General features: G+C 63.6%; 23 protein-coding genes and 4 tRNA genes. 11 read left to right on the top strand and 16 right to left on the bottom strand.

Going from position 1 to position 25,581, the window contains the following annotated elements:
- Nucleotides 1–147: 147 nt before the first annotated feature.
- The 5 genes from AC1DE1_RS02510 to AC1DE1_RS02530 all read right to left on the bottom strand — a co-directional run bounded on the left by AC1DE1_RS02510 (nucleotide 148) and on the right by AC1DE1_RS02530 (nucleotide 6,325).
- Nucleotides 148–1,635 (bottom strand): Do family serine endopeptidase, encoded by a 1,488-nt coding sequence (locus tag AC1DE1_RS02510; RefSeq protein WP_477175722.1) that lies wholly within the window; start codon nucleotides 1,633–1,635, stop codon nucleotides 148–150.
- Nucleotides 1,636–1,746: 111 nt separating this feature from the next.
- Complete coding sequence (locus AC1DE1_RS02515) at nucleotides 1,747–2,391, bottom strand: sigma-E factor negative regulatory protein (RefSeq protein WP_477175723.1); 645 nt, start codon at nucleotides 2,389–2,391, stop codon at nucleotides 1,747–1,749.
- Entirely contained in the window at nucleotides 2,388–2,984 is a 597-nt protein-coding gene (gene rpoE / locus AC1DE1_RS02520) for an RNA polymerase sigma factor RpoE (RefSeq protein ID WP_046971630.1), read from the bottom strand. The genes AC1DE1_RS02515 and rpoE overlap by 4 nt, the downstream gene beginning before the upstream one ends.
- Before the next feature lie 277 nt (nucleotides 2,985–3,261).
- Nucleotides 3,262–5,823: a putative bifunctional diguanylate cyclase/phosphodiesterase gene (locus AC1DE1_RS02525; protein WP_477178889.1), complete on the bottom strand. Its 2,562-nt coding sequence runs from the start codon at nucleotides 5,821–5,823 to the stop codon at nucleotides 3,262–3,264.
- 1 nt (nucleotide 5,824) lies between these two features.
- Complete coding sequence (locus AC1DE1_RS02530) at nucleotides 5,825–6,325, bottom strand: hypothetical protein (RefSeq protein ID WP_046971628.1); 501 nt, start codon at nucleotides 6,323–6,325, stop codon at nucleotides 5,825–5,827.
- 192 nt (nucleotides 6,326–6,517) lie between these two features.
- Between AC1DE1_RS02530 and AC1DE1_RS02535 the strand changes: the two genes are divergently transcribed.
- Nucleotides 6,518–8,617, top strand: coding sequence for a 3-hydroxyacyl-CoA dehydrogenase NAD-binding domain-containing protein (locus tag AC1DE1_RS02535; RefSeq protein WP_477178911.1), 2,100 nt, complete (start codon nucleotides 6,518–6,520; stop codon nucleotides 8,615–8,617).
- Between the two features lie 78 nt (nucleotides 8,618–8,695).
- On the opposite strand, the gene AC1DE1_RS02540 is transcribed toward AC1DE1_RS02535, so the two are convergent.
- The 5 genes from AC1DE1_RS02540 to AC1DE1_RS02560 form a co-directional block, all read right to left on the bottom strand.
- On the bottom strand, nucleotides 8,696–9,292 hold the full coding sequence (locus AC1DE1_RS02540) for a DUF2058 domain-containing protein (RefSeq protein ID WP_441603233.1): 597 nt from the start codon (nucleotides 9,290–9,292) through the stop codon (nucleotides 8,696–8,698).
- Nucleotides 9,293–9,340: 48 nt separating this feature from the next.
- On the bottom strand, nucleotides 9,341–9,559 hold the full coding sequence (locus AC1DE1_RS02545; RefSeq protein ID WP_441603232.1) for a SlyX family protein: 219 nt from the start codon (nucleotides 9,557–9,559) through the stop codon (nucleotides 9,341–9,343).
- 2 nt (nucleotides 9,560–9,561) lie between these two features.
- Nucleotides 9,562–10,899, bottom strand: coding sequence for a UDP-glucose dehydrogenase family protein (locus AC1DE1_RS02550; protein ID WP_477175725.1), 1,338 nt, complete (start codon nucleotides 10,897–10,899; stop codon nucleotides 9,562–9,564).
- 163 nt (nucleotides 10,900–11,062) lie between these two features.
- A complete protein-coding gene (locus AC1DE1_RS02555) occupies nucleotides 11,063–11,839 on the bottom strand; it encodes an FKBP-type peptidyl-prolyl cis-trans isomerase N-terminal domain-containing protein (RefSeq protein ID WP_441603230.1) in 777 nt (258 codons plus the stop codon).
- A gap of 211 nt (nucleotides 11,840–12,050) precedes the next feature.
- Nucleotides 12,051–13,820, bottom strand: coding sequence for a cation:proton antiporter (locus AC1DE1_RS02560; protein WP_441603229.1), 1,770 nt, complete (start codon nucleotides 13,818–13,820; stop codon nucleotides 12,051–12,053).
- Nucleotides 13,821–14,060: 240 nt separating this feature from the next.
- Between AC1DE1_RS02560 and AC1DE1_RS02565 the strand changes: the two genes are divergently transcribed.
- From AC1DE1_RS02565 to AC1DE1_RS02575, 3 genes are all read left to right on the top strand, one after another.
- Nucleotides 14,061–14,136: transfer RNA gene (locus AC1DE1_RS02565), tRNA-Ala, on the top strand.
- An 11-nt stretch (nucleotides 14,137–14,147) separates the two neighbouring features.
- A tRNA-Glu gene (locus AC1DE1_RS02570) sits at nucleotides 14,148–14,223 on the top strand.
- Nucleotides 14,224–14,298: 75 nt separating this feature from the next.
- Nucleotides 14,299–14,375, top strand: a tRNA-Asp gene (locus AC1DE1_RS02575).
- A gap of 141 nt (nucleotides 14,376–14,516) precedes the next feature.
- On the opposite strand, the gene AC1DE1_RS02580 is transcribed toward AC1DE1_RS02575, so the two are convergent.
- On the bottom strand, nucleotides 14,517–14,996 hold the full coding sequence (locus tag AC1DE1_RS02580) for a DUF1249 domain-containing protein (RefSeq protein ID WP_441603228.1): 480 nt from the start codon (nucleotides 14,994–14,996) through the stop codon (nucleotides 14,517–14,519).
- A gap of 16 nt (nucleotides 14,997–15,012) precedes the next feature.
- Complete coding sequence (gene ppsR / locus AC1DE1_RS02585) at nucleotides 15,013–15,828, bottom strand: posphoenolpyruvate synthetase regulatory kinase/phosphorylase PpsR (protein ID WP_441603227.1); 816 nt, start codon at nucleotides 15,826–15,828, stop codon at nucleotides 15,013–15,015.
- A 235-nt stretch (nucleotides 15,829–16,063) separates the two neighbouring features.
- On the opposite strand from ppsR, the gene ppsA reads away from it, so the two are divergent.
- The gene (ppsA, locus tag AC1DE1_RS02590; RefSeq protein ID WP_477175726.1) at nucleotides 16,064–18,436 is read left to right on the top strand and encodes a phosphoenolpyruvate synthase; all 2,373 of its coding nucleotides are present in this window, start codon (nucleotides 16,064–16,066) and stop codon (nucleotides 18,434–18,436) included.
- A 63-nt stretch (nucleotides 18,437–18,499) separates the two neighbouring features.
- Here the strand turns inward: ppsA and AC1DE1_RS02595 are convergent, their stop codons facing one another.
- Nucleotides 18,500–18,925, bottom strand: coding sequence for a nuclear transport factor 2 family protein (locus tag AC1DE1_RS02595; RefSeq protein WP_477175727.1), 426 nt, complete (start codon nucleotides 18,923–18,925; stop codon nucleotides 18,500–18,502).
- A 139-nt stretch (nucleotides 18,926–19,064) separates the two neighbouring features.
- Here AC1DE1_RS02595 and lepB point away from each other — a divergent pair, with 139 nt between their 5' ends.
- From lepB to AC1DE1_RS02615, 4 genes are all read left to right on the top strand, one after another.
- Nucleotides 19,065–19,739, top strand: coding sequence for a signal peptidase I (lepB, locus tag AC1DE1_RS02600; protein ID WP_441603224.1), 675 nt, complete (start codon nucleotides 19,065–19,067; stop codon nucleotides 19,737–19,739).
- A 100-nt stretch (nucleotides 19,740–19,839) separates the two neighbouring features.
- A tRNA-Ser gene (locus tag AC1DE1_RS02605) sits at nucleotides 19,840–19,929 on the top strand.
- Between the two features lie 345 nt (nucleotides 19,930–20,274).
- Nucleotides 20,275–20,568 (top strand): addiction module antidote protein, encoded by a 294-nt coding sequence (locus tag AC1DE1_RS02610; protein ID WP_477175728.1) that lies wholly within the window; start codon nucleotides 20,275–20,277, stop codon nucleotides 20,566–20,568.
- A 99-nt stretch (nucleotides 20,569–20,667) separates the two neighbouring features.
- Nucleotides 20,668–21,369 (top strand): PP2C family protein-serine/threonine phosphatase, encoded by a 702-nt coding sequence (locus AC1DE1_RS02615; protein WP_477175729.1) that lies wholly within the window; start codon nucleotides 20,668–20,670, stop codon nucleotides 21,367–21,369.
- Nucleotides 21,370–21,384: 15 nt separating this feature from the next.
- On the opposite strand, the gene dnaQ is transcribed toward AC1DE1_RS02615, so the two are convergent.
- The 3 genes from dnaQ to AC1DE1_RS02630 are packed head-to-tail and all read right to left on the bottom strand — an operon-like array spanning nucleotide 21,385 to nucleotide 23,254.
- Nucleotides 21,385–22,107: a DNA polymerase III subunit epsilon gene (dnaQ, locus tag AC1DE1_RS02620; protein ID WP_477175730.1), complete on the bottom strand. Its 723-nt coding sequence runs from the start codon at nucleotides 22,105–22,107 to the stop codon at nucleotides 21,385–21,387.
- Nucleotides 22,104–22,547, bottom strand: a complete 444-nt coding sequence (gene rnhA / locus AC1DE1_RS02625) for a ribonuclease HI (RefSeq protein ID WP_441603220.1) — start codon at nucleotides 22,545–22,547, stop codon at nucleotides 22,104–22,106. Before rnhA ends, dnaQ begins: the two co-directional genes overlap by 4 nt.
- Before the next feature lie 23 nt (nucleotides 22,548–22,570).
- Entirely contained in the window at nucleotides 22,571–23,254 is a 684-nt protein-coding gene (locus tag AC1DE1_RS02630; protein ID WP_477175732.1) for a class I SAM-dependent methyltransferase, read from the bottom strand.
- 223 nt (nucleotides 23,255–23,477) lie between these two features.
- Between AC1DE1_RS02630 and gloB the strand changes: the two genes are divergently transcribed.
- Both gloB and AC1DE1_RS02640 read left to right on the top strand, forming a co-directional pair.
- Nucleotides 23,478–24,242: a hydroxyacylglutathione hydrolase gene (gloB, locus tag AC1DE1_RS02635; RefSeq protein ID WP_477175733.1), complete on the top strand. Its 765-nt coding sequence runs from the start codon at nucleotides 23,478–23,480 to the stop codon at nucleotides 24,240–24,242.
- Nucleotides 24,239–25,495, top strand: a complete 1,257-nt coding sequence (locus tag AC1DE1_RS02640; RefSeq protein ID WP_441611252.1) for a LysM peptidoglycan-binding domain-containing protein — start codon at nucleotides 24,239–24,241, stop codon at nucleotides 25,493–25,495. Before gloB ends, AC1DE1_RS02640 begins: the two co-directional genes overlap by 4 nt.
- Nucleotides 25,496–25,581 lie beyond the last annotated feature (86 nt).

Below are 25,581 nucleotides of genomic sequence, written 5' to 3' on the forward strand. Positions count from 1 at the left end.
TCGGAACGCCTCGTTGCGAGGCGTCACGCGATCCCTCCCAAAAGAGCGATGGTGGCCCAAGCGCCCATCGCTCCGCTGGTTCCGGCCCTACGCGACCGGAACACGACCCGTCACCGCGCGGCGACTGCCATCGCCGCCACGGTGACGTCAGTCGTCCTTGCCACCGGGCACGGTCAGCCCGATGAATCCACTCTGGTCGCCATGGCGGACCAGCAAAAGCACGGTATCGCCCGGCTTCGCGCCCTTGGTGGCCTCGCGGAAAGCCGCTGCCGTGCCCACCTTGGTCTGGTTGACCATCAGAATCACGTCGCCCGGCTGCAAGCCGGCCCGCGTCGCCACCGCACCGCTCACCTGGCTGATACCCACGCCTTCGCCAGCCTTGAGGCCAAGCTGCTGGCGACTGTCGCCGTCAAGATCCTGAACGGACAGGCCCAGGGCGCTGGCCGCCGCCTTGGCCGCCGGCTGCTCCGTGTCGGCGGCGGCCATCTTGGCGTTCTTGTCGCGCGGCATTTCCGCCACGGTGACCGGCACATTCTCGCGTTTGCCGTCACGCAGGATCTCGAGGGTGGCCTTGCTGCCCGGGGGCGTCTGGCCCACCAGCGGCGGCAGGTCCGCACTTTGATTGATGCTCTGGCCGTTGTACGCGAGGATCACATCGCCTGGACGGATGCCCGCCTTGTCGGCGGCGCTGCCTTTGTTCACCTGCGTCACGGCCGCGCCGCTCGCATTGTCCAGCTTCAGCGCCTTGACCATGTCGTCGCTGACCTGCTGCACCATCACGCCCAGCTGGCCGCGCGACACATAGCCCTTCTCCTTGATCTGCTTGACCACGTTCATGGCCACATCGATCGGAATGGAGAACGCCACGCCCTGGTAACCGCCGGTATTGGAATAGATCTGCGAATTGACGCCGACCACGCGGCCCTGCAGATCGAACAGCGGACCGCCTGAATTGCCGCGATTGATCGGCACGTCGGTCTGGATGAAGGAGGTATACGGCTGATCCTGGCTGCCCAGGTTGCGTCCCACCGCACTGACGATGCCTTGCGTCACGGTGTAATCAAAACCGAACGGCGAACCGATCGCCAACACCCACTGGCCCGGCTTGAGCGTGCGCGAGTCGCCAATCGAGACCGGCGACAGGCCGCCCTTCGGGTCCACCTTGAGCAGGGCGATGTCGTACTGCGGATCGCTGCCCACCACCTTGGCCGTGAGCACGCGGCGATCCTGCAGGCGCACGGTCACCGTGTCGGCGCCGTCCACCACGTGATTATTGGTGAGCACATAGCCATCACCGGAGATGATGAAACCCGAGCCCAGCGAAGTGTGCTGCTGCTCTTCCGGCGAAGGCATCATCGGCATGCCGAAGAAGCGCCGCAGCATGTCCATCTGCGGATCGTCGTCATCGTCCGGCGCATCGGGCATCCCGCGCGCGCCCGAACGGGCCTTCGTCTGCTTCTTGCCGTTGAACTTGGCCTCGACATGCACCACCGAGGGCGCGTTCTTCTGCACGATGCCGGTGAAATCGGGCAGACCCGACACCGCCGGCGCCGCGTTCTGGGCCTGCACACCGCCGGCCAGGGCCAAACTCATCAAGACGCTGCACGACAGCGTCCGCAAGACAAGTCGATTCATGCACTACTCTCCTTCTGCGTCTCGGGCACACCATGCCGGCCCGCAGATCAGGCAGGCATGGAGAGGTGAAAGGGAACGATCAGGCCGCGGCAAGGGACACACGGCCTGGGATCATTGCGGTCCGGCGGCGGACTGCGCGGGCTGCTGGTCCGGGTGAATCAGCAGCAGATAGCGGCCATCGCCATTGCTGACGACCGGATAGCGTGCGACGCGGTAGGGCGTGAGGCTGTTGCGCGAATACAGCGGCGTGCCACTGTCACCCTCCAGCGTGGCCGAGGCCTGCTGGCTCATCTTGTACGGCACTTCGGAATAGACGTTGAGCCCCGGCGGCGCCACGGCCGGCGTTTCCGCCTGCGCGACCTGGGTGTTGCCTTGTGCGGCCGGAGCCGCTGCCGAAGCGACTTGCGGCGAGAGACGATCAGCGCCCTGCCCGGCCGGCTGGGCCACCATCAGCGCGGCCACAGCCACGCCAGCGGCAATCGCGCCGCCGGCAGACCAGTGCAGCCAATGCCGCCGCTTGCCCTGCTGCACGGTGACGCCTTCGCGCTCGATCGCCTGCATCACGCGGGTAGCAAAATCCGCGGAGGCCAGCGCCGGCAACTCGCGACGCAGACCGTCACGGGCGACGTGATAGCGCGACCACTCCTGCTGCAGCGACGCATCGTGATCGAGCCGGCGCAGCAGAAAGCGCAATTCTTCCTTGGACAGTTGCCCGTCCATGCCAGCAGAAAGGTTTTCGCGTTGATGATCTGTCATGGGTTCTTGCCCTCGCGGTCCGACAACAGCGGCCGCAATTTTTCATCGATAGCTTCGCGCGCCCGAAATATACGTGAACGTACCGTACCGATCGGACAGCCCATCGCCTCGGCGATTTCCTCGTAGCTGAGGCCGTCCACTTCACGCAGGGTGATCGCGGTGCGCAATTCCTCAGGCAAGGCTTGGACAGTGGAAAATACCGTTTGTTCAATTTCCTGTCGCATGAGTTCGCGCTCGGGGGTGGCGCTCTCATGCATGCGGTCGGCGCCGGGGACGAAAGCGGCATCGTCGATGGCGATATCGTCGGCCGGCGGGCGGCGGCTCATGGCCACCAGATGGTTCTTGGCCGTATTGACGGCAATCTTGTACAGCCAAGTATAGAAAGCACTCTCGCCACGGAACGACCCGATCGCCCTCCATGCGCGGATAAAGGCCTCCTGGGCCACGTCTTCACATTCTGCGTGGTTCTTCAGATAACGGGAGACCAGGCCCACGACCTTGTGCTGGTACTTGCGCACCAGTAGATCGAAGGCCCGTTTGTCCCCCTGTTGGACGCGCTCGACCAGCGCGCTGTCCAGTTCATTTTCGCCCATCCGGGCCATCTCCTTCGTCGATGCTGCCACGCGCCCTGGGATGCCTTGTGAATGGATGCGAGCTGCTCAGACAAGAACTTCACGTTCTAGTTCAGAGTGACCCCCATCCCCGGGACGACAAGTGCGCCAACGCGGCGACACCGATGGTGGAAACGCATGGGCACTCCTAAGGGAGCACCGGTCATGACGAAAGGACCACCACCGCCCCAGCAGTGCGGCCCACGGGCGCATCGGGCGCCCTACCCTTGAGTATGGGGCTCTTCGCGGCGCACGCAAGTCATGCGGCGGCATCGCTGATGCCGGCCAGCAGGCGCTGGCGCTCCAGCAACAGCTTCTCGAACACCGGCTGCGGCAGCGGACGGCAGAACAGGAAGCCCTGCAGTTCATCGCAGTCGTTGGCGCGCAGGAATTCCATGTGCTGCTCGGTCTCCACGCCCTCGGCCACTACGCCACGCTTGAGGCGGTGCGCCATCTCGATGGTGGCGCGCACGATAGCCTCGTCATCGGGATCCACGCCGATGTTCTTGACGAAACTCTGGTCGATCTTGATGCGATCGGCCGGCAGCTTGCGCAGGTAATCGAGCGAAGCGGCACCGGTGCCGAAGTCGTCGATCGCGATGCGCACGCCTAGCCGGTGCAGGCCTTGCAGGTTCTCCACCAGGTTGGGCGCGGCCTTGATGCTGATGCTTTCGGTGATCTCCATTTCCAGCAGGTTGGCCTCCAGCCCGCTTTCATCGAGCGCGGCCGAGACCACTTCCAGCAGGTTGGGCTGCATCAGCTGCACCGCCGACAGATTCACGCCCAGTCGCAGGCCGAGACCGAAGCGGCGCTCCCATTCCTGGGCGTGCCGGCAGGCCGCGCGCAATACCCATTCGCCGATGGAAACGATCAGCCCGGTTTCCTCGGCCAGTGGAATGAAGAAGCCCGGGCCGATGAAACCCAGTTCCGGGTGCTCCCAGCGAACCAGCGCCTCCATGCCCACGATGTCTTCAGTGACCGCATCCACCTGCGGCTGGTAGAACACGCGCAGCTCGCCCTTGTGCTCGGCATGGCGCAGGCCGGATTTCAGCGCGAGGTTCTGCTGCTGCGACTGCTCGGCGCTGCCTTCGAAGATCTGATAGTTGTTGCGGCCCAGGCTCTTGGCGGCATACATCGCCTCGTCGGCGTGCTTGAGCAGCGTATCGGCGTCGGGGGCATCGTCGGGGAAGAAGCTCACGCCGATCGACGCCGTCACTTGCAGCTCCGTGCCGTCGTCGATGCGCAAAGGGGCACCCATCACCTGCACGATCTTCTCGGCGATGCGCAGCACGTCTTCGTTCTTGACGATATGACGCAGGATCACCACGAATTCGTCGCCGGCATAGCGCGCCACCGTATCGGAGGCACGCACGCTGCCGCGCAAGCGCTGCGTGGTGGTCAGCAACACCTGGTCGCCGACCGCGTGACCCAGTGTGTCGTTGACGGTCTTGAAGCGATCCAGATCGACGAACAGCAACGCAAAGCACTCGCCCGTGCGATTGGCCTCGCGGATCACCGTATCCAGTCGGTCGTTGAACAACAGGCGATTGGGCAGGCCGGTCAAGGCATCGAGCAGACCTTCGGCGCGGCCTTGCTCGCGCGTATGACGCAACTCGATCGCGTGCGCGAATCGCGACGCGGCGCACCGAAGTACAGGCTGCACGATGTCCAGCGCCGGCAGCGGCTGGCGCGTACCGACCAGCAAGGCGCCCAGCACGGTGCGTCGCTCGTCCTGCAGCGGCCAGCCCGCAAAACCGGCCAGACCCAGCTGCGCGAGCAAGGGATCCATCGGCGCAAGCCGTCCGGCGTCGGCCTGATGCAGCATGGCCTGACCCGACAGCACCAGCCGCAACGAGCTTTGCAGATGCGGCCCTGGCCACAGCTGCTCGTCGCCACGCCAGTACTGCACGAGCTGTACCGGCGCACCGCCTTCGTCGGGTCGCGCGGACCAGACCGCGACATAGTCCAGGCCCATTTCCTCGAACAGGAGGCGGGCCGCCTCGGTGATGCCTTCGTCGCCGCTGCCGGCGGCGAACATGCGCGCCAGCAAGCTGAGCGCCACTTCGGCGCGGGCACTGGCCCGATCGCTGCGGAACATCAAGGCGACAGCATCGCGACCGGCGTGCTGAATCGCTCGTGCGCTGGCCTCGCCAGCATCGGCACCACGCGATGAACGTCGACGGCCGGCATGCCACTGGCGCGAACCTTCGGCAATCACCTGCTCGATGGTCGCGTCCTTGAAGGCCAGCACGTCCTTGAGCGGCCGGCCGCGCAATTCGTGATCGCCTAGCCCGCTGTTGCGCGCTACGGCCGGACTGAAATCGACCAGCTGGCCACGCACGGGGTCGACGATCAACCACTCGCTGTCGACCTCGTCGAAGGCAAAGCGATAGTCGCCACCCGTTGCCGTTGCCAGGCCTTCGCCGCTGCTGTCCTGTCGTGCAACCATGCGATGGACCCGCTGCCAGCGCGAGAGCAGTTCGTGCTCGATCTGCGAGGCATACAGCCAATCGGCAATGCCCGCTGGCAATACATTGGGCTTGAGCACGGCTGCGTCGTCGAGCACGGCCAGAATGGGCGCCCCGATGCAGGCCGGTACGCCGCGCAAAACATCGATGCCCGCCATGCCCTCGCGACCATCGCCCTCGAACACGATCACGATCAGCGCCAGCGGCGGCCGACCCTCGAGCAGGATGCCTGCGTGGGTGGCATCGCGGGCGGAATGCACCACGAAATGCCCGTCACGATCGAACGTGTCGAACAGGGCTCGGCGCAGCTCACGCTGCGCGGCAACGACCAGGATGCCCGCGTTGCTCGTCATATCAGAGGATCCAACGACCGTCGCGCAGGCGCGGACGCTGGGCGGGCTCGGACTGGCAGCTCAGACGCACCAGCACGTCGTTGAAACTGGCCACGAAGGACTCCGGCGGATCGAGCATGACCACGCGGCGCACGTGCCCGGAGGTGGCGCGCGCCAGCTGGCGCAGCAAGGTGGCGTCGGCCATCGGCAGCGGAAGCGGCAGGCGCTGCAGCAGATAGATGCCGAAATGATTGCTCTGCAGCATGTAGCGCAGCGCGATGTTGAGGCGCTGCGAGCCGGGCAAGCCGACATGCTCCTCGCGCAGGTTGCCCAGTCCCAACTCCGGATTCCACAAGTAGACGGCCTGTCCGCTGCGCCGTACCAGCGGGCGCAGCAGCCCGACCAGGCCGACCTTGTCGCCGCCCTCGAGCGCAATCAGATTGCCCCGGGCCGCGAGGATGCGCTCGAGGATTTCGGCGCCGCCCTGCAAGGGGCTGGCGGGAGTGGCGATGGAGGTATTCATTCCGGTCTAAATTACGTGTTCTGCGGCGGTTCGCATAGGGAGGGAGCCAGCCTCGCCGGAAACGGTGGCGCATTTCATGCGGCAGCGCACAGCACGGGTTTTTACAGGGTGTTCATCCTCCCCCGGGTCGTCTCGCAATCCTCGCTACGGGAGGGTATGGTGCAAGGCCTCGTGGCCACTCTCTTTATCCCCATGTTCGAAGGATTGCGCTTCAATCATTGGAAGACGAGCCTGGATGACAGCGGCATCGTCACCCTCTCCCTCGATCGCGCCGGCAGCAAGGTCAACTCCATTTCGCGCGACGTGCTGGACGAACTGGGCCAGATCGTGGAGCGCCTGGCCATCGAGAAGCCGGCCGGCGTGCTGATCCATTCGGCCAAGCCGTTCGGCTTTGCCGTAGGCGCTGACATCAAGGAATTCGTCACCTACGCCCAACAGGGCACGGTGCTGGAGAACATCGAGAACGGCCAGCGCGTGTACGAATCGCTGGCCCGCCTGCCTTGCCCCACCGTGGCAGCCATCCATGGCGCCTGCATGGGCGGCGGCACCGAACTGATCCTGGCCTGCCGCCAGCGCATCGCCGCCGATGACGACAAGACGCGCATCGGGCTGCCCGAAGTGATGCTGGGCATCCATCCGGGTTGGGGCGGCACGGCCCGCCTTCCGCGATTGATCGGCGCCACCGATGCCCTGCCCGTCATGCTTACCGGCAAGGCTTTGTCGGCCAAACGCGCCTTGGCACTGGGCGTGGTCGACCGGCTCGCACCGCCCGCCGAATTGCTGGCCGAGGCCCGCGCCCTGCTGCGTCGCCCGCATGCACGCCCGTTCGCCCTGCGCGCGAAAGCCTGGGCTACCAACACCTGGCTGGCGCGCCAGCTGCTCGCGCCGATGGTGATCAAACAGACGGCCGCCAAGGTACGCAAGGAGCACTACCCCGCACCGTTCGCCTTGATCGACGTATGGAAACGCGGAGGCGCCAGCATCCAGCAACGCCTCAAGCTCGAGGCGCGCTCGGTGGCCAAGCTGGCCGAAACCTCGACGGCGCAGAACCTGATCCGCATCTTCTTCTTGCAGGAACGCATGAAGAGTCAAGGCAGCGGTATCGAGCACGGCATCAAGCATGTGCACGTAGTCGGCGCTGGCGTGATGGGCGGCGATATCGCGGCCTGGGCGGCCTTCAAGGGCTTCGAGGTCACGCTGCAGGACCGCGAGATGAAGTTCATCCAGCCCGCGCTGGATCGCGCCCGCCAGCTCTACGAAAAGAAGCTCAAGACGGCCGACAAGGTCGATGCGGCGGTTCGTCGCCTGCGCGCCGACGTGGAAGGCAAAGGCGTGGCCACGGCCGACCTGGCGATCGAAGCGATCTTCGAGAATGCCGAGGCGAAGAAGGCGCTGTACGCGACCATCGAGCCGCAGTTCCAATCCAACGAACTGCTCGCCACCAATACGTCGAGCATTCCGCTGGACGAACTGCGCGTCGGCCTGAAGGCGCCACAGCGCTTCCTTGGCCTGCACTTCTTCAACCCGGTGGCGCAGATGCCGCTGGTGGAAGTGGTACGTCACGATCAGCTCGATGCGAACGCCGAGCAGCGCGCGCTCGCCTTCTGCAAGGCTATCGGCAAGTTGCCGGTGGCGGTCAAAGGAACCCCAGGCTTCCTGGTCAATCGCATCCTGATGCCTTACCTGCTCGAAGCCATGCGTCTGTACAGCGAAGGCGTGCCGGGCCCGGTGCTCGACAAGGAAGCAAAGAAATTCGGCATGCCGATGGGCCCGATCGAACTGGCCGACACGGTAGGCCTGGACGTCTGTGCGTCCGTCGGCAAGGAGCTCGCTCCCTTCCTTGGACTGGAATTGCCGCCCGGCCTGGAAGACAAGCTGGCTGCCGGCAAACGTGGCAAGAAGGACGGTCAGGGCATCTATGTCTGGCAGGACGGCAAGCCCGTGAAACCGGAAGTCGATCCCGACTATGCCGTTCCCGCCGACCTGCAGGACCGCATGATCCTTCCCATGGTCAACGAAGCCGTAGCCTGCCTGGCCGACCAGGTGGTCGACGATGCCGACCTGCTCGATGCCGGCGTGATCTTCGGCACCGGTTTTGCCCCGTTCCGCGGCGGTCCGATCCAGTACGTGCGCAGCGAAGGCGCCGCCGTGGTGAAGGGCAAACTCGAACGCCTCGCCCAGCGTTATGGCGAACGCTTCACGCCGAAGAACGGCTGGGATTTGCCGACGCTCGCCAAGACGGGTTTCGATTTACCCACCGGTGACGCGCAAGGTGACGATGCCGACGCCTGATCGACCCTCGTATGCACCAAAAAAAAACGCCCGGCATCGACCGGGCGTTTTTTTGTCGGCGTGCTTAAAGCGATCCGCTTACCACATCAAATCATCCGGCACGCCATCTTCGCCGACGCTACCAGTGCTGCCCGGCTCCACCAGCAAGGCGATCTGGTTGGCGTCGACCGCCTTCACCTGTTCGGCAAGCTCGCGCGTCACCACCAGGTAACGTCCCTGCTGCTGCACCACGCCAAGCTCACCCGCATTGATCGCCTTGAGTTGATCAGCGTCGACATGCACGCGGCGAATCTTGCCGCCGTATTCGAAATGCCGAACATGATCGACGTCAGGCTTGTTCAAGGTCTTGCCGTCCAGCAACTGCTGGATCTTCAGCTTGCGCTCGCGACGAACACGCGCTTCCTCGGCCGCCGCCTGCTCGGCACGCTTGCGCTCATTCGCTTCGGTCTGTGCGCGGATCGCATAAGCCTTGGCCAGGTCGATCTCCTCCTGGCTCTTGGGGCCGGAAGGCTTGCCGTGCGGCTTGTGCTGGCCCGGCTTGCCGCCCTTGGACGGCGAACCGCCCTGGCGCTGCGGGTAAGACTTGCCAGCGGGCGGCGCCGGCGGGCGCTTCTCTTCGCGGACCTGTTTGACGATGCCGCTCTTGAGCAGCTGATCGCGCAGGGAATCGGCCATGGTTGAAACTCGCTTGCTGTAGTGCTGTTACGAAAAGAGAGAGATCGATCAATAGTGCGGCGGCGGTGGCTCGCTGTGCGGATCATGCCCTTGCGAACCACGCAACGAGGACAGCTCGCTGCGCAATCCACGAATGACATCCTCCAGCGCAGCCAGACGCATCGACAGCTCCGCATCGGCTGAAGCCAGCGCGTTCACCGTGTCATCGACAAAGGTGAGCCGCACTTCCAGCTCCGTCAATCGTTGCTGCAAGGTGTCGTCGGACATGCTCACTGCCTCAGGCTGCGACCGCGACCGATACCGTAGTACGCCAGGCCCGCCTCTTCCACCGCGGCCGGATCGTAGAGATTGCGGCCATCGAACACTGCCGGTTCGGCGAGCATGCTGCGGATGCGGACGAAATCGGGACTGCGGAAGGCCTTCCACTCCGTCACGATCGCGAGCACGTCGGCACCATCGAGTGCCTGATAGGCGCTGTCGCACAGCACCAGATCGTCGCGATCGCCATAGATGCGATGCGTCTCGTGGCGTGCTTCCGGATCGAACGCGCGCACTTTGGCGCGCGCCTTCCACAAGGCCTCCATCAGGTTGCGGCTCGATGCCTCGCGCATGTCATCTGTGTTCGGCTTGAAGGCCAGGCCCCACAGGGCAATCGTCTTGCCCGCGAGTTCGCCATTGAAGTGACGCGAAATCAGCTCGAACAGCTTGGTCTTCTGATCGTGGTTCACCGACTCCACCGCACCCAGCAAACGGGCGCTGTAACCGACGCCGCGCGCGGTGCGCTCCAGCGCCTGTACGTCCTTGGGGAAACACGAGCCACCGTAACCCGCACCCGGATAGATGAAGTGGTAGCCGATGCGCGGATCCGAACCGATACCCTGGCGCACCAGCTCGATGTCCGCACCCACCCGCTCGGCGATATTGGCGATCTCGTTCATGAAGCTGATCTTGGTGGCGAGCATCGCGTTCGCCGCGTACTTGGTCAGCTCGGCGGAACGCTCGTCCATCACCACCGTGCGATCGTGGTTGCGATTGAACGGTGCATACAGCTTGCGCAACACGCCGATGGCGCGTTCGCTGGAGCTGCCGATGACGATGCGGTCGGGGCGCAGGCAGTCTTCCACTGCGTCGCCTTCCTTCAGGAATTCCGGATTGGACACCACGTCGAACTCGACGGACACGCCGCGCCTGGCGAGTTCGCCCGCGATCGCGTCGCGTACTTTGTCCGCCGTGCCCACGGGCACGGTCGACTTGTTCACTACCACCGTGTAACGGTCCATGTGCTGACCGACCGTTCGCGCCACGCTGAGCACGTACTTAAGATCCGCACTGCCGTCTTCGTCCGGCGGCGTGCCCACGGCAATGAAGACGACCTGGCCATGCGCAATGCCCGGAGCCGGATCGGTGGTGAAGTCCAGCTGTCCGCTCGCATGGTTGCGCTTGACCAGAGGCTCCAGGCCCGGCTCATAAATGGGGATGTCGCCGTTCTTCAGGCGCTCCACCTTGCCCGCGTCGATATCAACGCAGACTACGTGGTTGCCCATTTCCGCCAGGCAGGCGCCGGTGACCAAACCCACATAGCCGGTGCCGAAAATCGTGACCTTCATTGTCGTGAAAACTCCAGGAGACAAGAATCCGATTCTAACAGGCCCGCCCTGACCACGGCTGCAGACCAAGCGCCGCCCCGCGACCAAAAGCCGCCGGCCACAAAAGACACGGGGCGCGAATTGCTTCGCGCCCCGTGGATGGTTCAACCAGCTTTGGTGGCGATTACTTCGCGCCGCCAGCCTGATCAGCAGCGGCCGTCGGGCCGGTCTTGACCAGGGTGACGTCGAAGATGATCGTCGAGTTCGGCGGGAAGCCGTTCTGCGGCTGGGCGCCGTAGGCGATGTTGGACGGGATGAAGAACTTGTAGTGACCGCCAACCTGCATCAGCTGCATGCCTTCACGGAAGCCCGGAATCACGCCAGCGAGCGGGATGGAAGCGGCGCCGCCGCCTTCATGCTTGGACGAATCGTCGAACACTTCGCCATTCACGAACGAACCGACGTAGTTGACCTGCACGGTGTCGCTCGGACCCGGGCGGGCGCCCGTACCCTGGCTGATCACCTGGTACTGCAGGCCCGAAGCGGTGGTCTTCACGCCCGGCGCGGTCTTGTTCTTGGCGAGGAAAGCAGCGCCTTCGCTCTGGTTCTTGGAGGCGACCTGGGTGTACTCGGCCTTGGCCTTCGCCTGCAGATTGGCCACGAACGCGTCACGAACCTGCTTGGCTTCGGCTTCGCTCATGGTCGGCTTCTGGCCCGACAGGGCGGACTGCAGCGCGCGAGCGACCGTAGCCGGATCCACTTCAGCGCGAACCAGCGGCGGCAGCGAGCTGGCCAGATCCCAACCGACCACGTAGCTGGCCTTGGTCTTGTCCACGGCAGCCGGAGCTGCTGCGGCGGGGGCGGCTGCGGGCTTCGCGGCCTGTGCGTGCACGCCAGCGGTCGAGCCCAGAGCAACAGCGAGCGCGGCCGCCGTCAGCGTGGGACGCAGAAAATGCTTCATGTAGAACTCCCTCGTATTGGATATGCCGGCGCTACCGGACTTAAGGCCCCCCCGATGGAGGCAGGCCCCGCATTGTGCGGTGCTTGCTTAGTCTTGGCAACGATAGTGGCGGTATGACCGTCAGTCGTGATTAAAAGTTCACGTTTCGACGAAAAACGTGGATTTTTACGAATTGTGCACGCGCATTCCCGTAGGCCCGCGCCGCTCAGGATCAGCCATGGCCCTCCCCTGACCGCCCCGGTTTATCCAGGGTGTCGCGCAAAGCCGCCTGAAGTCGCGCATGGACCTGCACGAGGAGGCGCCACAGCAGCCACGCAAGCAGCAGCAAAACCAGCACCAATACAATCGCCACCTCGCGCGGTGGCAGGATGGTCGAGGCCAGGGCCGCCACCAGCAGGCCCAGCACCCACATGGTCGCAAGCGGAATGAAACGCGCCATCACGGCGCGGATGCGCATGTTGTAAGCGCCACCAATGCGTTCGGGAATGCTCAACTCTGCCAGCAGCATGCCGAGCGCCGAGGCCTTGCGATACGCCGCCACAATCATCGGCAGTGAGACGATGGCCGCAATTGACCAGGCCAGGCTGCGCTTTACCTGCGGGCTGTCGGCCAGCCAATCCCAATGGAAGAAACCGCGGCGATACAGGTAGGACATGATCAGAAACGCCGCCACCACCAGCATCATATTGATGATCACGTGCCACACCAGGCGACGGATCATCTTGGCCACCACCACGCCCTGCCCGCCCAGGCTCAGGTTGCCCATCCAGTCCGTATAGGCGCTCAGCAGGCCGGTAAGGCCCTGAGGCAATCGACGCGATAGCCCACTGGCCAACGGATCCGATGCACGGATCAGGTAAGGCGTGAGAAACGTGGTGATGGCCGATACCGCCACCGCCACCGGATAGAGAAACCCGCTGGTCACCTTGAGCGTCAGTCCCAGCGAGGCGATGACAAAAGAGAACTCGCCGATCTGCGCCAGCCCCATGCCCACGCGTAACGAGGTGCGCCCGTCATTGCCCGCCACAAATGTGCCAAAGCTGCAGGTAATGACCTTGCCCAGCACCACGACCGTGGTGACGACGATGATGGGCAGCCAGTATTCCTTGAGCATGGCCGGATCGATCAGCATGCCGATGGCGACGAAAAAGATCGCACTGAACATGTCGCGCACCGGCCCGATGATGCGCTCGATCCGCTCCACACTCTGCGATTCGCCCACGATCGCACCGATCATGAAGGCGCCCAGCGCCACGCTGTAACCCATTTCGGTCACCAGCAGGCAGAAGCCGAAACACAGCCCGAGCACGGCCACCAGCAGCACGTCGTCGCGACTGACGCGCGCGATGTAATCGATCACGCGGGGCACCAGCAGCAGGCCGACCACCAGCGATACGGCCATGAACAGCGTGAGGCGACCGACGGCAGCCATCGCTTCGCTGGCCTCCAGACCGCCGGTACTGGCGATGCCGGTAAGCAAGGCCATCAGCACGATCGCGATCACGTCCTCGATGATCAGGATCCCGAACATCAGTTGCGCGAAGCGCTCGCGCTTGAGGTCCAGATCATCGAGCGCCTTCATGATGATGGTGGTCGAGGACATCGAAAGCATCGCGCCGAGGAACAGCGCATCCATCGAACTCCAGCCGAAGAAGCGGCCGATCTCGTAGCCCAGCCACAACATCAGCACGATTTCGCACACCGCCGCGACCAGCGCGGCGCCGCCTACCTCGCGCAGCTTTTTCAGGCTGAATTCCAGGCCCAGGGCGAACAGCAGCAGGATCATGCCGAGCTCGGACAAGGTGCGGATGGTCTGCTCGTCGTGGATGAACACCACGGGAAACGTATAAGGCCCCACCAGCACGCCGGCGATGATGTATCCAAGCACGACCGGCTGACGCAGCCGCTGGAAAATCACCGTGGTCAGGCCCGCGATCAGCATGACGGTCGCGAGGTCCTGGATGAAGTGCAAATCGTGCATCAATGAAATCCGTCGGAGCGTTCCGCAAGACTAACAATCGCGCACCCGATGCACAGCACTACGTGATGACGCGGATCATCAGAGCGACAAAATCGGCGCTAGCATCGAACACGCGGCAAACTCAGGCGCAGCTAACTGCTTGTTGTGATTCATTCGTGAAGAAAAGTTGAAATATTTTCACGACGAACGCTTGACGAAATCTCGATCCCTGTCTATTCTTTCGGGCTTCCAGAGGCACACGGGGCCATAGCTCAGCTGGGAGAGCGCCTGCATGGCATGCAGGAGGTCGGCGGTTCGATCCCGCCTGGCTCCACCAAATTTAGATACGTCCCCATCGTCTAGAGGCCTAGGACATCACCCTTTCACGGTGGCGACCGGGGTTCGAATCCCCGTGGGGACGCCACTCTACCGATAAAACGGCAAGAGTGGTCAAGGACGAAATCCAAGTTGGTGCAGTGCTGGAAGCAGTAAAAAATGTGGAGCGGTAGTTCAGTCGGTTAGAATGCTGGCCTGTCACGCCGGAGGTCGCGGGTTCGAGTCCCGTCCGCTCCGCCACTTTACGAAGAGCCCGCCATTGGCGGGTTTTTTGTTGCCTGCGATTCAAGGTTTTCCGTGGGAGCGCACCCTGTGCGCGACAAACCTACGAAGCGGCGCCGTGATGGCCCAAGTCGCGCACAGGGTGCGCTCCCACATGGATCAGTCCGCGGCGTGCTGAGATTCCAGCCGCTCCAGCGTCCCCTTCGAATGCCCCTGCTCCGCCAGGTATTCCAGCCAGCGCGAGAGAAACCCATTCATGCGCAGCCGGTGCTGCAGCACCGTATTGGCCGGCGGGAACGGCCCGAGCACCTGCCACAGGTGACGCCCTGGATGGCAGTGCAAAGCCTCGGCCACATGGGCGTCGGTGTACATGCGTAACTGCGCCGACGGCGACGGCTGGCCGGTGTGCGCATCGACAAAGTTGTAGGTGAGCTCGAGCTCCAGCGTATACGGATGCCGTTCCTGCACCTGCAAACGCACATCCAGGCCATCGTCTACGCTGGACAGATAAAACCCCGGGGCCAGCTCCTGCGGCGTAAACAGCCGCACCAGCCGATGGTAGTTCTCGGCGTAAAGCCCCATGAGGAAGCCGAAACGTCCTGGCAATAAGGCTTGGCGACTGTCTAATACGGCACTCATGGGCGGTACGAACTCCTTAGAACATGGTCCGCTCGATTCCGAAGCGGTCAAAGATCTTGCTCGCAATCTCTTCGATGGACACGTGCGTCGTGTTGAGGCTGGGGATGCTTTCGCGGCGCATCAGCTTTTCGGCCTGCGCCAGTTCCCAGCGGCACTGCTCCAGCGTCGCATAACGGCTGCCGGCGCGCCGCTGTTCGCGAATCTGCGCCAAACGCATGGGGTCGATGGTGAGACCAAACAGCCGATCCTTATACGGACGCAAGCGCGCCGGCAGTTCGAGTTTGTCGAGGTCGTCGTCGGTCAAGGGGTAATTGGCGGCGCTGACACCGTAATGCAAGGCCATGTAGAGACATGTTGGCGTCTTGCCCGAGCGCGACACCCCCACCAGGATCAGGTCGGCCTGAGCATAGTCCACATCAATACCGTCATCGTGTGACAGCGCATAGTTCGTGGCATTGATGCGGGCCTCGTATTTGTCGAAGTCCACCAGGCCATGCGAACGATTCACCGCGCCGGAACGCTTGGCACCCAGCTCATCCTCCAGCGGGCCGATGAACGGCGCGAACACGTCCAGCATCAACCCGCCGCTCTCGGCCACGATCTCGCACAATTCGCGCGAGGCCATGGTGTTGACCACGATGGGACGCTCGCCGGTTTGCGCGTAACGGGTCTTGATGCGCAGCGCTGCCGCCTCGGCTTTATGGGCGTCGTCGATGAACGGCAAGCGGTGCTTGTCGAACTGCACGCCCTCAAACTGGGCCAAAATACTGTTGCCGATTGTTTCCGCCGTAATACCAGTGGAATCGGAGATATAGAAAACGGTTCGCTGCATGGCTGATCCAAAGTCCCTGGTGGTTCTTGGCCCTCACCTTAGCGCAAGGTGAAAAGCCTGTCTTTGCTTGACTCACGGCTGACTGGTATTGCGTTGGCGCTGGTTTTCACCCGAATGGTCTTCTTGTGCTTCGCACCATCGGCAGCGGACAATACCAGTTCTTTGTGGCCCGATTTCTCCTCGAAACCGGGCTACCGCCACTTTTGAAACCCTACGAGCTCTCGAGGAGACTCCCTTGAACGATCTGGTGCTTTGGCTCGACACGCTGCGCATGACCGACCTGGGCAAGGTTGGCGGCAAGAATGCGTCGCTCGGCGAGATGATCGGCAATCTCGCCAAGCTCGGCGTGTCGGTGCCGGGTGGTTTTGCCACCACCGCCGACGCGTTCCAGGAATACCTCGACAAGAGCGGCGTGGCCAAGCGCATCCAGGAGCGGCTCGCCTCGCTCGACGTCGATGACGTGATGGCCCTGACGGCTGCCGGCAAGGAAATCCGCGAATGGGTCACCGAGACGCCGCTGCCGGCGGATCTGGACAAGGCCATCCGCGACGCCTACGCCAAGCTCTGCAAGGATGCCGGCGCCGAGAATATCGCCGTGGCCGTGCGCTCCTCCGCCACCGCCGAAGACCTGCCCGACGCCTCGTTCGCCGGCCAGCAGGAAACCTTCCTCAACGTGGTCGGCATTGAGGACGTGCTGCACAAGGTGAAGGAAGTCTTCGCCTCGCTCTACAACGACCGCGCCATCGCCTATCGCGTGCATCAGGGCTTCAAGCACGAAGACGTATTCCTCTCCGCCGGCGTGCAGCTGATGGTGCGCTCGGACGTGGGCGCCTCCGGCGTGCTGTTCACGCTGGACACCGAGTCGGGCTTCCGCGATGTGGTGTTCGTCACCGGTTCGTACGGCCTGGGCGAAATGGTCGTGCAGGGCGCGGTCAATCCCGATGAGTTCTACGTGTTCAAGCCCACGCTGAAGGCCGGCAAGCCGGCTGTGCTGCGACGCAGCCTCGGCGCCAAGCAGCAGCGCATGGTGTATTCGGACAAGCCCGGCGAGCGCGTGCGCATCGAAGAAACGCCGGCGGAACTGCGCAACAAGTTCTGCATCACCGATGAAGACGTGCAGGAGCTGTCCCGGCAGGCGCTGGTCATCGAGAAGCACTACGACCGCCCGATGGACATCGAGTGGGCGAAGGACGGCAACACCGGCAAGCTCTACATCGTGCAGGCCCGTCCGGAAACGGTGAAGTCGCGTGCGCATGCCACGCAGTTGGAGCGCTTCCATCTCAACGAAAAGGGCAAGGTGCTGGCCGAAGGCCGCGCCATCGGCCAGAAGATCGGCTCGGGCAAGGCGCGTGTGATCCGCTCGCTGGCCGACATGAACAAGGTGCAGACCGGCGACGTGCTGATCGCCGACATGACCGATCCCGATTGGGAGCCGGTGATGAAGCGTGCCGCCGCCATCGTCACCAACCGCGGTGGCCGCACTTGCCACGCCGCCATCATCGCGCGCGAACTGGGCGTGCCGGCCGTGGTGGGCACGGGCAATGCGCTGGAGCTGATTCCGGACGGCGCTGAAGTTACCGTGTCCTGCGCCGAAGGCGACACCGGCACGATCTACGAGGGTCTGCTGAAGTTCGATCGCGTCACTGCGGATCTCGGCGACATGCCCGACGCGCCGCTCAAGATCATGATGAACGTGGCCAACCCCGAGCGCGCGTTCGACTTCGGCATGCTGCCGAACGCTGGCATCGGCCTGGCTCGCCTGGAAATGATCATCGCCAGCCATATTGGCGTGCATCCCAAGGCGCTGCTGGAATACGCCAAGCAGGACGCGGAAACCAAGAAGAAGATCGACGAGCGCATGGCCGGCTATGCCGATCCCGTGTCGTTCTACGTCGATCGCCTCGCCGAAGGCATCGCCACCATCGCGGCATCGGTGTATCCCAAGCCGGTGATCGTGCGCCTGTCCGACTTCAAGTCGAACGAATACGCCGGCCTGATCGGCGGCTCGCGCTACGAGCCGCATGAAGAGAATCCGATGATCGGTTATCGCGGCGCCAGCCGTTATGTCGATCCGGGCTTTGCCGAGTCGTTTGGGCTGGAGTGCAAGGCCGTCAAGCGCGTGCGCGAAGTGATGGGCCTGGACAATGTGTGGGTGATGATTCCGTTCGTGCGCACGCTGGGCGAAGGCCGCAAGGTCATCGAGGTGCTGGCCAAGAACGGCCTCAAGCAGCGCGAGCATGACCTCAAGGTCATCATGATGTGCGAAGTGCCGTCCAACGCCCTGCTGGCCGACGAGTTCCTCGACATCTTCGACGGCTTCTCCATCGGCTCCAACGACCTCACCCAGCTCACCCTGGGCCTGGACCGCGACTCCAGCATCGTCGCCAACCTGTTCGACGAGCGCGACCCGGCAGTGAAGAAGCTGCTGGCCATGGCCATCAAGACCGCCCGCGACAAGGGCAAGTACATCGGCATCTGCGGCCAGGGTCCATCCGACCACCCGGATCTTGCCGAGTGGCTGATGGACCAGGGCATCGAGTCGGTCTCGCTCAACCCGGACACGGTGGTGGATACCTGGCTACGCCTGGCCAAGCGCAAGGCCGCGTAATTCTGCCTAGGCATGGGTGACTCGAAGGGCGGTGGCGACACCGCCCTTCTTTTTTGCGCGGCATCAAGGCGTACAGGCCCGCCCACCCGTATCGAAGGTGCTCTCGTCGGATTGAATCAGCCCCTGCTGCACGGTGAGAAACGTGGCAATCGGCATGGCGAGTGCCGAACTTCCCTGCCCGCTCCTGGCGACGAAACGCACCGCCACATGATCTCCCTCCACCACCACCTGGTCGATCTCGTCGCGAATATCGGGAAACGCCGCAAACAACTCGCGATACGTGCGCAGCACTTCGGTCGGCCCGTTGCGAACGGCACAGAAATCGGAAGAGGCCAGCCTGGCATCGTTCGCATATAGCTGGGCCATCGCCGCTGCATCGTGTCGATTGAAGGCGTCGAACATCGCCTGCACAACGGCTCGCGGCGATGGCGCTGCGTGTGCCGAACCAACCAGGCCAGCCGCCAGAAGTACCAGGCTTGCTGAATTCATATCGCTCTCCCAAGTGTCCTCGTGGGAAAAGCTTCGCTCCCGGCGGCCGGGCGCGCATGTCTTTGCTTGCTCTCTTCAGGCATGAAACTAAAGGTACGCGGCGCGGTCCACACAGAAACGCGAGCGGAGGGGCACGTCCATGCAACGACTGACCAGGCTACTGGCAAGCAACAAGGGCTTCCTCACCTTCATGCTTTGCATGTTCATGTTCCGCAGCGCCGTCGCCGACTGGAACGTGGTGCCCACCGGCTCCATGCAGCCGACCATCGAAATCGGCGACCGCATCGTGGTCGACAAGGCAGCCTACGATCTGCGCGTACCGTTCACCCATGTGTCGCTGATCCACCGCGCCGACCCGCAACGCGGGGATATCGTGGTGCTGGACTCCAGCGCCGCTGGCGAGCGCCTGGTCAAACGCGTGATCGGCGTCCCTGGCGACCAGATCGCCTTGCTGCAGAACCACCTCTATGTGAACGGCAAGGCTGCGGACTACCGCTACACCCAGGTCACCGGCATCCGCGACGACCGCGAAGACCCCGCGCTGTACGCCATGGAAAACACCGGCCAGCTCAGCCACGCCGTGCGCTGGTCGATCGCCGCCCAGGGGCACACCCACGATTTCGGCCCGGTAACCGTGCCACCAGGCCACTACCTGCTGCTTGGCGACAACCGCGACAACAGCGCCGACTCGCGCTATTTCGGTTTCTTCCCGCGCAATGAGATCACCGGCCGAGCCACCCGCGTCGCCCTCTCACTGGATCCGGGCAACCACTATTTGCCACGCGGCGACCGCTGGGGCACCGCACTGCGCTAGCCGATTGCGCTCATGCGAGTAGAAATCGCCCTACCCCCATTGCCAGCCATCCCCACACCACGTAAAATCGCCGGCTCGCGTGGACCACACGCACATCTTTGGAGAGGTGGCAGAGTGGTCGAATGTACCTGACTCGAAATCAGGCGTACGTGTAAGCGTACCGTGGGTTCGAATCCCACCCTCTCCGCCAGGCACAAAAAAACGCCCCCTTCGTGGGGCKTTTTTTTGTGCCTGGCGGAGAGGGTGGACTCGATGAGAACCCACCGGTTCGACAAATTTGCCAGGAGCAAATTTGGACAGCCGCAGGCTGGCCCCGTAGCGCGCAGCGCGGAGGGGTTGGGTCCATGGATGGACCCAACAATCCCACCCCTCCCGCGACCAAAAACGCGCAACGAAGCAGGCCCTGTTCTTACATCAGCTCAATCGCTCACCTGTAGCCCGCCGGCTACATTCAGCTCATCATGGTCTACAAAGACTCCGGCGATCGCACAGCCGCCGGCTCTCGCAAGCAACTTGCAAAACAGGCGACCCGACCATGAAGAAGACGGAAACCTTCCCTTATGACGTGGTTGACTACCTAACCACGTCCGAAGACTGCGCCGCTTATCTCGACGCCTGCATCGAAGAGAGCAACGGCGATGCCGCGTTTATTGCTAGTGCTCTAGGCAACATCGCCCGCGCCAAAGGCATGAGCCAGGTGGCCAGAGATGCTGGTCTATCTCGCGAAAGCCTGTACAAGGCGCTCTCGGGCGAGCGCAGCCCGGACTTCGCCACCATTTTGAAAGTGCTACGCGCCGTTGGCATCAAGCTCCATGCTGCGGTCGCCTAACACGAACACACCACACGAACTCGCTAGAACCCAGAAGCTTCTTTACGCATCCCTCCCCAATCCGTCATGCTCGCCTCGCACCGCCACACCAGGCACCTCATGATCGAATTCGGACACGGAACCCACGTCGGCCTGCGCCGCACGCGGAACGAAGACACCTACTACGCCGACGCCTCGCTCGGCCTTTTTCTCGTGGCCGACGGCATGGGCGGGCACCAGCACGGCGAAGTGGCTGCCGCACTGGTGCGCGACGCCGTGGCTGACCTGGTGATGCGCGGCCACAATCTGGTCGAAGCCGTGCGAGCGGCGGACGAACGACTGATCCAGCACAGCCGCAGCTTTCGCGACCCGCTGCCGATGGGCACCACGATCGCCGCAATCCGCCTGCACGCGGACAGCTACGAAGTGGTATGGGTGGGCGACAGCCGCGTGTATCTCTGGCAGAAAACGCTACGCCAGGTGAGCCACGATCATTCGCTGGTGCAGGAGCTGGTGGCCGCAGGCACGCTCGACGCCTCGCAGGCAGCGCGTCATCCCCATCGCAACGTGATTACCCAGGCACTGGGCATCACCGCGGCCGAGCAACTGCACATCGGCATGGCGCGAGGAAAGCTGGAACACGGCATGTGCTTCCTGCTGTGCAGCGACGGGCTGACTGAAGAAGTGAGCGACGCCGTCATTGCGAACATCGTCTCGCGCCAGGATCTGTCTGCCCAGGAAAGCGCGGAGCATCTGCTGCTCGCCGCACTCGATGGCGGCGGCAGCGACAACGTCACCGTGATACTCGCCCGCGTCAACTGATCGCGGGCATGGCGCTCACTGAATCGTGATCGCCTCGACGCGACGCCATACCGACGTTCCGCCCGCGCTCTTGTCCAGCCCATCGAGGCGCTTTTCATGCGTGGCGATTTCATCCGTACTGGCATACAGCACGCGCGGACGACGATCCAGCACCACCGGCGTCAGAGTCACCGTCGTGCCCTGCTCCTGCGCGCCAACGAAGCCCAGATCCAGCACGACCTGGCCCGAGGTCATCGCCAGATAGACGTCCGCCAGCAGCTGGGCGTCGATCAGGCCGCCGTGCAGGTCACGTGCCGAATTGTCCACGCCCAGTCGTTTGCACAGCGCATCGAGGCTGTTGCGCTGCCCGGGATAGCGCTCGCGCGCCATCATCAGCGTGTCGAGAATGCTGCTGCGGTCCTCGAGTCGTCCGAACGACGGCCCCAGGCGCGCCAGTTCGCCATTGATGAAGCCGACGTCGAAGGTGGCGTTGTGGATGATCAGCTCGGCGCCATCGACGAAGGCGAGAAATTCCTCCACCACGTCCGCGAAGCGCGGCTTGTCGAGCAGGAATTCGTCCTCGATGCCGGTGACCTGCCGCGCGCCTTCGTCGATGGCGCGATCGGGATTGAGGTAAGTCTGGTAGTACTTGCCGGTGGGACGACGCTCGATCATCTCCACGCAGGCGATTTCGATCAGGCGATGGCCCTGACGGACTTCAAGACCGGTGGTCTCGGTATCCAGAACGATCTGCCTCATGGCTTGCTCCTGTACTGTTCGGCCTGTTCGCGCGCAGCCACATCCACGCGCTCGTTTTCGACATGGCCGTTATGACCCTTGACCCAATGCCAACGCACCTGATGGATCTGCGTGGCGTTGGACAAGCGTTCCCACAAGTCCTGGTTCTTCACCGGTTTCTTGTCGGCGGTTTTCCAACCGTTCGCGCGCCACTTGGGCACCCATTCCTCGATGCCTTGCATCACGTAGCGCGAGTCGGTGGTCAAGGCGACCTTGCACGGTCGCGTCAACGCCTCGAGCGCCCCGATGGCCGCCATGAGTTCCATGCGATTATTGGTGGTGGCCGGATCACCACCTGAGACCATGCGTTCGGTGCCCTTGGCGCGCAGCAGCGCTGCCCAACCGCCAGGTCCGGGATTGCCGAGGCAGGCGCCATCGGTAAAAGCTTGCACTTCAGTCATTGTCACCATCAATTTGCGAATAGTCAGGATGCCGCATTGCGTCGGGCACCCGGTGCCAGTCCCACGTTGACCGTGGCCGGCAATGTTTTGGGTTTCAGTCGAATCGGCGTCGCCATGCGGCGACGCTTGCGGGCGATCAGCAGATAGCCACCGCCCAGCGCATGGGTGGCATCGAGCCCCGCATGACTGCTCGGCCACAGTCGTCCGACGCGCTCGATACGTTCGATATCCAGCTCACGGCGACGCACCCAGCGCTCAAGCAACAAGGGCGAGTGCATGCTGGGCGCATGTCCGCGGGTACGCCACATCATCCAGGGCAGCCACGCACTGAAAGGATGCAAGCCAGTCAGCGCAAGCACGCCGCCGGGCGCCAGCACGCGCGAGGCCTCCTCCAGCATGTCCTGCGGCGTGGTCGAGACTTCGAGCGCATGGCGCAGCAGTACCAGATGGAAGGCATCGTCGACGAACGGCAGCGGCTCGTCCGCGCGCGCCGTGAGGTCGCCAGCATATTGCCCACCTGCCACGCTGAGCCGCGTCCAGTTGCCCAGCAGCGGCAGCACCGGAGGCCTGTCGTCCGCCGAGACGCTGATCAGCAGCGCGTGGGTGCCGCTGCAGCGTTGCAGCCCGGGCGCCAGCGCCACGCTCTCCTCGGCCAGCAGGTTACGCAACGGGGCACTGCTGTAGATGTCTTGGTCACGCTGAGACATGGGTGGCCGGCCGGTCATATCGATACGCACAGTGTACCGGCAGCCCGGCGACAACGTGTCCTGGTCGACAGAGATACCAGGGCTGAGGCCGCAAGTCTGAACCTCCCCACCAGCAGTTAACGTCTCACTAACGAGCGAGCCAAATCGGGGCTTTATAGTCGGCCACTCGCGCAAGCCAGGAGGGCCTGCGTCAGTCGATACGAAACCGCGGAGGGACCACTCCTTGCACGTCGTACCGTTACCGGCGCTTGCCGATAATTACATTTGGGTGCTGCACGACGACGCCGGACAGGCCATCGTCGTGGATCCAGGCGATGCCCTGCCGGTCGAGGCGGCGCTCATGCAGCGCGGCCTGAAGCTTTGCACCATCCTGCTGACGCATCATCACCATGATCATATCGGCGGCGTCGATGCGCTGCTTGCGCGGCACGATGTGCCGGTCTATGCACCGCGCGACGAACGCATCACCTGCGCCACGCATCGCGTGAACCACGGCGACGTGGTGACGCTGGCCACACCGTCAGCACGTTTTGAAGTGATCGCCGTACCCGGGCACACCACTACCCATATCGCCTATACCGGCGAAGGCGTCCTGCTATGCGGCGACACGCTTTTCAGCATGGGCTGCGGGCGATTGTTCGAGGGTACGCCCGGGCAGATGCTCGCGTCGCTGGATCGATTGGCGGCGCTGCCGGCCAACACGCTGGTGTGTTGCGCCCACGAATACACCGCCGCCAACGCGCGCTTTGCGCAAACCATCGAGCCGCACAACCCCGCACTTGCAGCGCGCCAGCAGGAAGTGGCCGCACTGCGAGCGCACGACCAACCCAGTCTGCCTGTCTTGCTTGCCACGGAGCATGCGACCAACCCCTTCCTCCGCACGGACCACGATGCCGTGATCGCATGGAGCCAACGCCATGGCGTGGCCGGCGATCGCGTGGCGCGTTTTGCGGCGTTGCGGGCCAACAAGGATGTGTTTACCGGATGAAGATCAGCCGCCGCCTGCGTCCCCTGCCCCTCGCCACGTCGGTCTTCCTGGCGGCGTGCGCTACCGGCCCCGCGCAGAAGGCGCCGCCGACTCCCGCTCCAACGCCGGCACCGCAAACCGGATCCTCGCACGGCACCACCATTCGCCCGGCACCTGCGCCTGCCGCAGCGAACGTGGTGGATGATGGAAATATCTGGCAGAACCTGCGCAACAGTTTCGCCATGGCCGACTGCGATGCCGACCCGAACATCGTCGCGTGGGCTCGCCGTTACACCAGCAACCCGCAGCGCTTCGAAGATCAGATCGCGGCCGCCGCTCCGCGCCTGGCCTATGTGCAACAGGTGGCGGCGCGACACAACGTGGCCGGCGAATTTGCCCTGATTCCCTGGGTCGAAAGCCAATATCGCCCGATCTCCGGCGGCAAAGGCATGCCCTCGGGCATGTGGCAGATCATGCCGTCCACGGCCAATGCCATGGGCATACGCGTCGACCGGAACTTCGACGGCCGCCTCGATGTACCCGCAGCCACCGACGCCATCATGGCGCTGCTAAGCCGCTATCACGACGACCTCGGCGACTGGCGACTGGTGGACTATGCGTTCAATGCAGGCGAGTTCGGCATCAAGCGCGTAGTGAGCCAACATGGCGCGCCGCCTGACGAACCGGTGATCCCGAAGATGCCGGTGAAGCCGGTGACGCGTGAGCATCTGGTCAAGCTGCTCGCCATCGCCTGCGTCATCCGCGAACCCGATCGCTTCAACGTCAGCCTGCCGACGCTGCCTTCCGAGCAGCGGCTGGTCAAGGTAGACATCGACAACTCCATGCCGATCGCTCGCGCTGCCAGCCATGCCGGCATGTCGACCGATGATCTGAAAGACATGAATGCGGCGTTTCGCAATGGCGTGGTCGACACCAACGCCTCGCCCTATCTGATGCTGCCGAGCAACAAGGTGCAGCAGTTCCGCAATTCGCTGTCGGCACAGAGCAACGCAAATGCCCAGACCGTGCCGGGCACGGCGACGCTTCCGCCCCTGGGCGCGGCACTGAGCGCGGCCGATCAGGATGACGACAGCAGCGCAGCATCGGGCAAGGCCAATTCAACCAAACGCACCCACACGGTGAAATCCGGCGAGAGCCTGTGGTCCATCGCGCGTCGCTACTCGGTGGACATCAAGCAGCTGGAACTGTGGAACCACTTGCAAGGCGCGGTGGTAAAGCCCGGACAGGTGCTGAAGATCAGCGCACCGGGTTGAAGCCGGGCTCGTTGACGGCGCCCGCATCACGCGCCGTCACCTCATAAAAAAAGGGCGACCATGGGTCGCCCTTGTTCTGTCTGCCG

Source organism: Dyella sp. 05T440 (genome assembly GCF_056395965.1).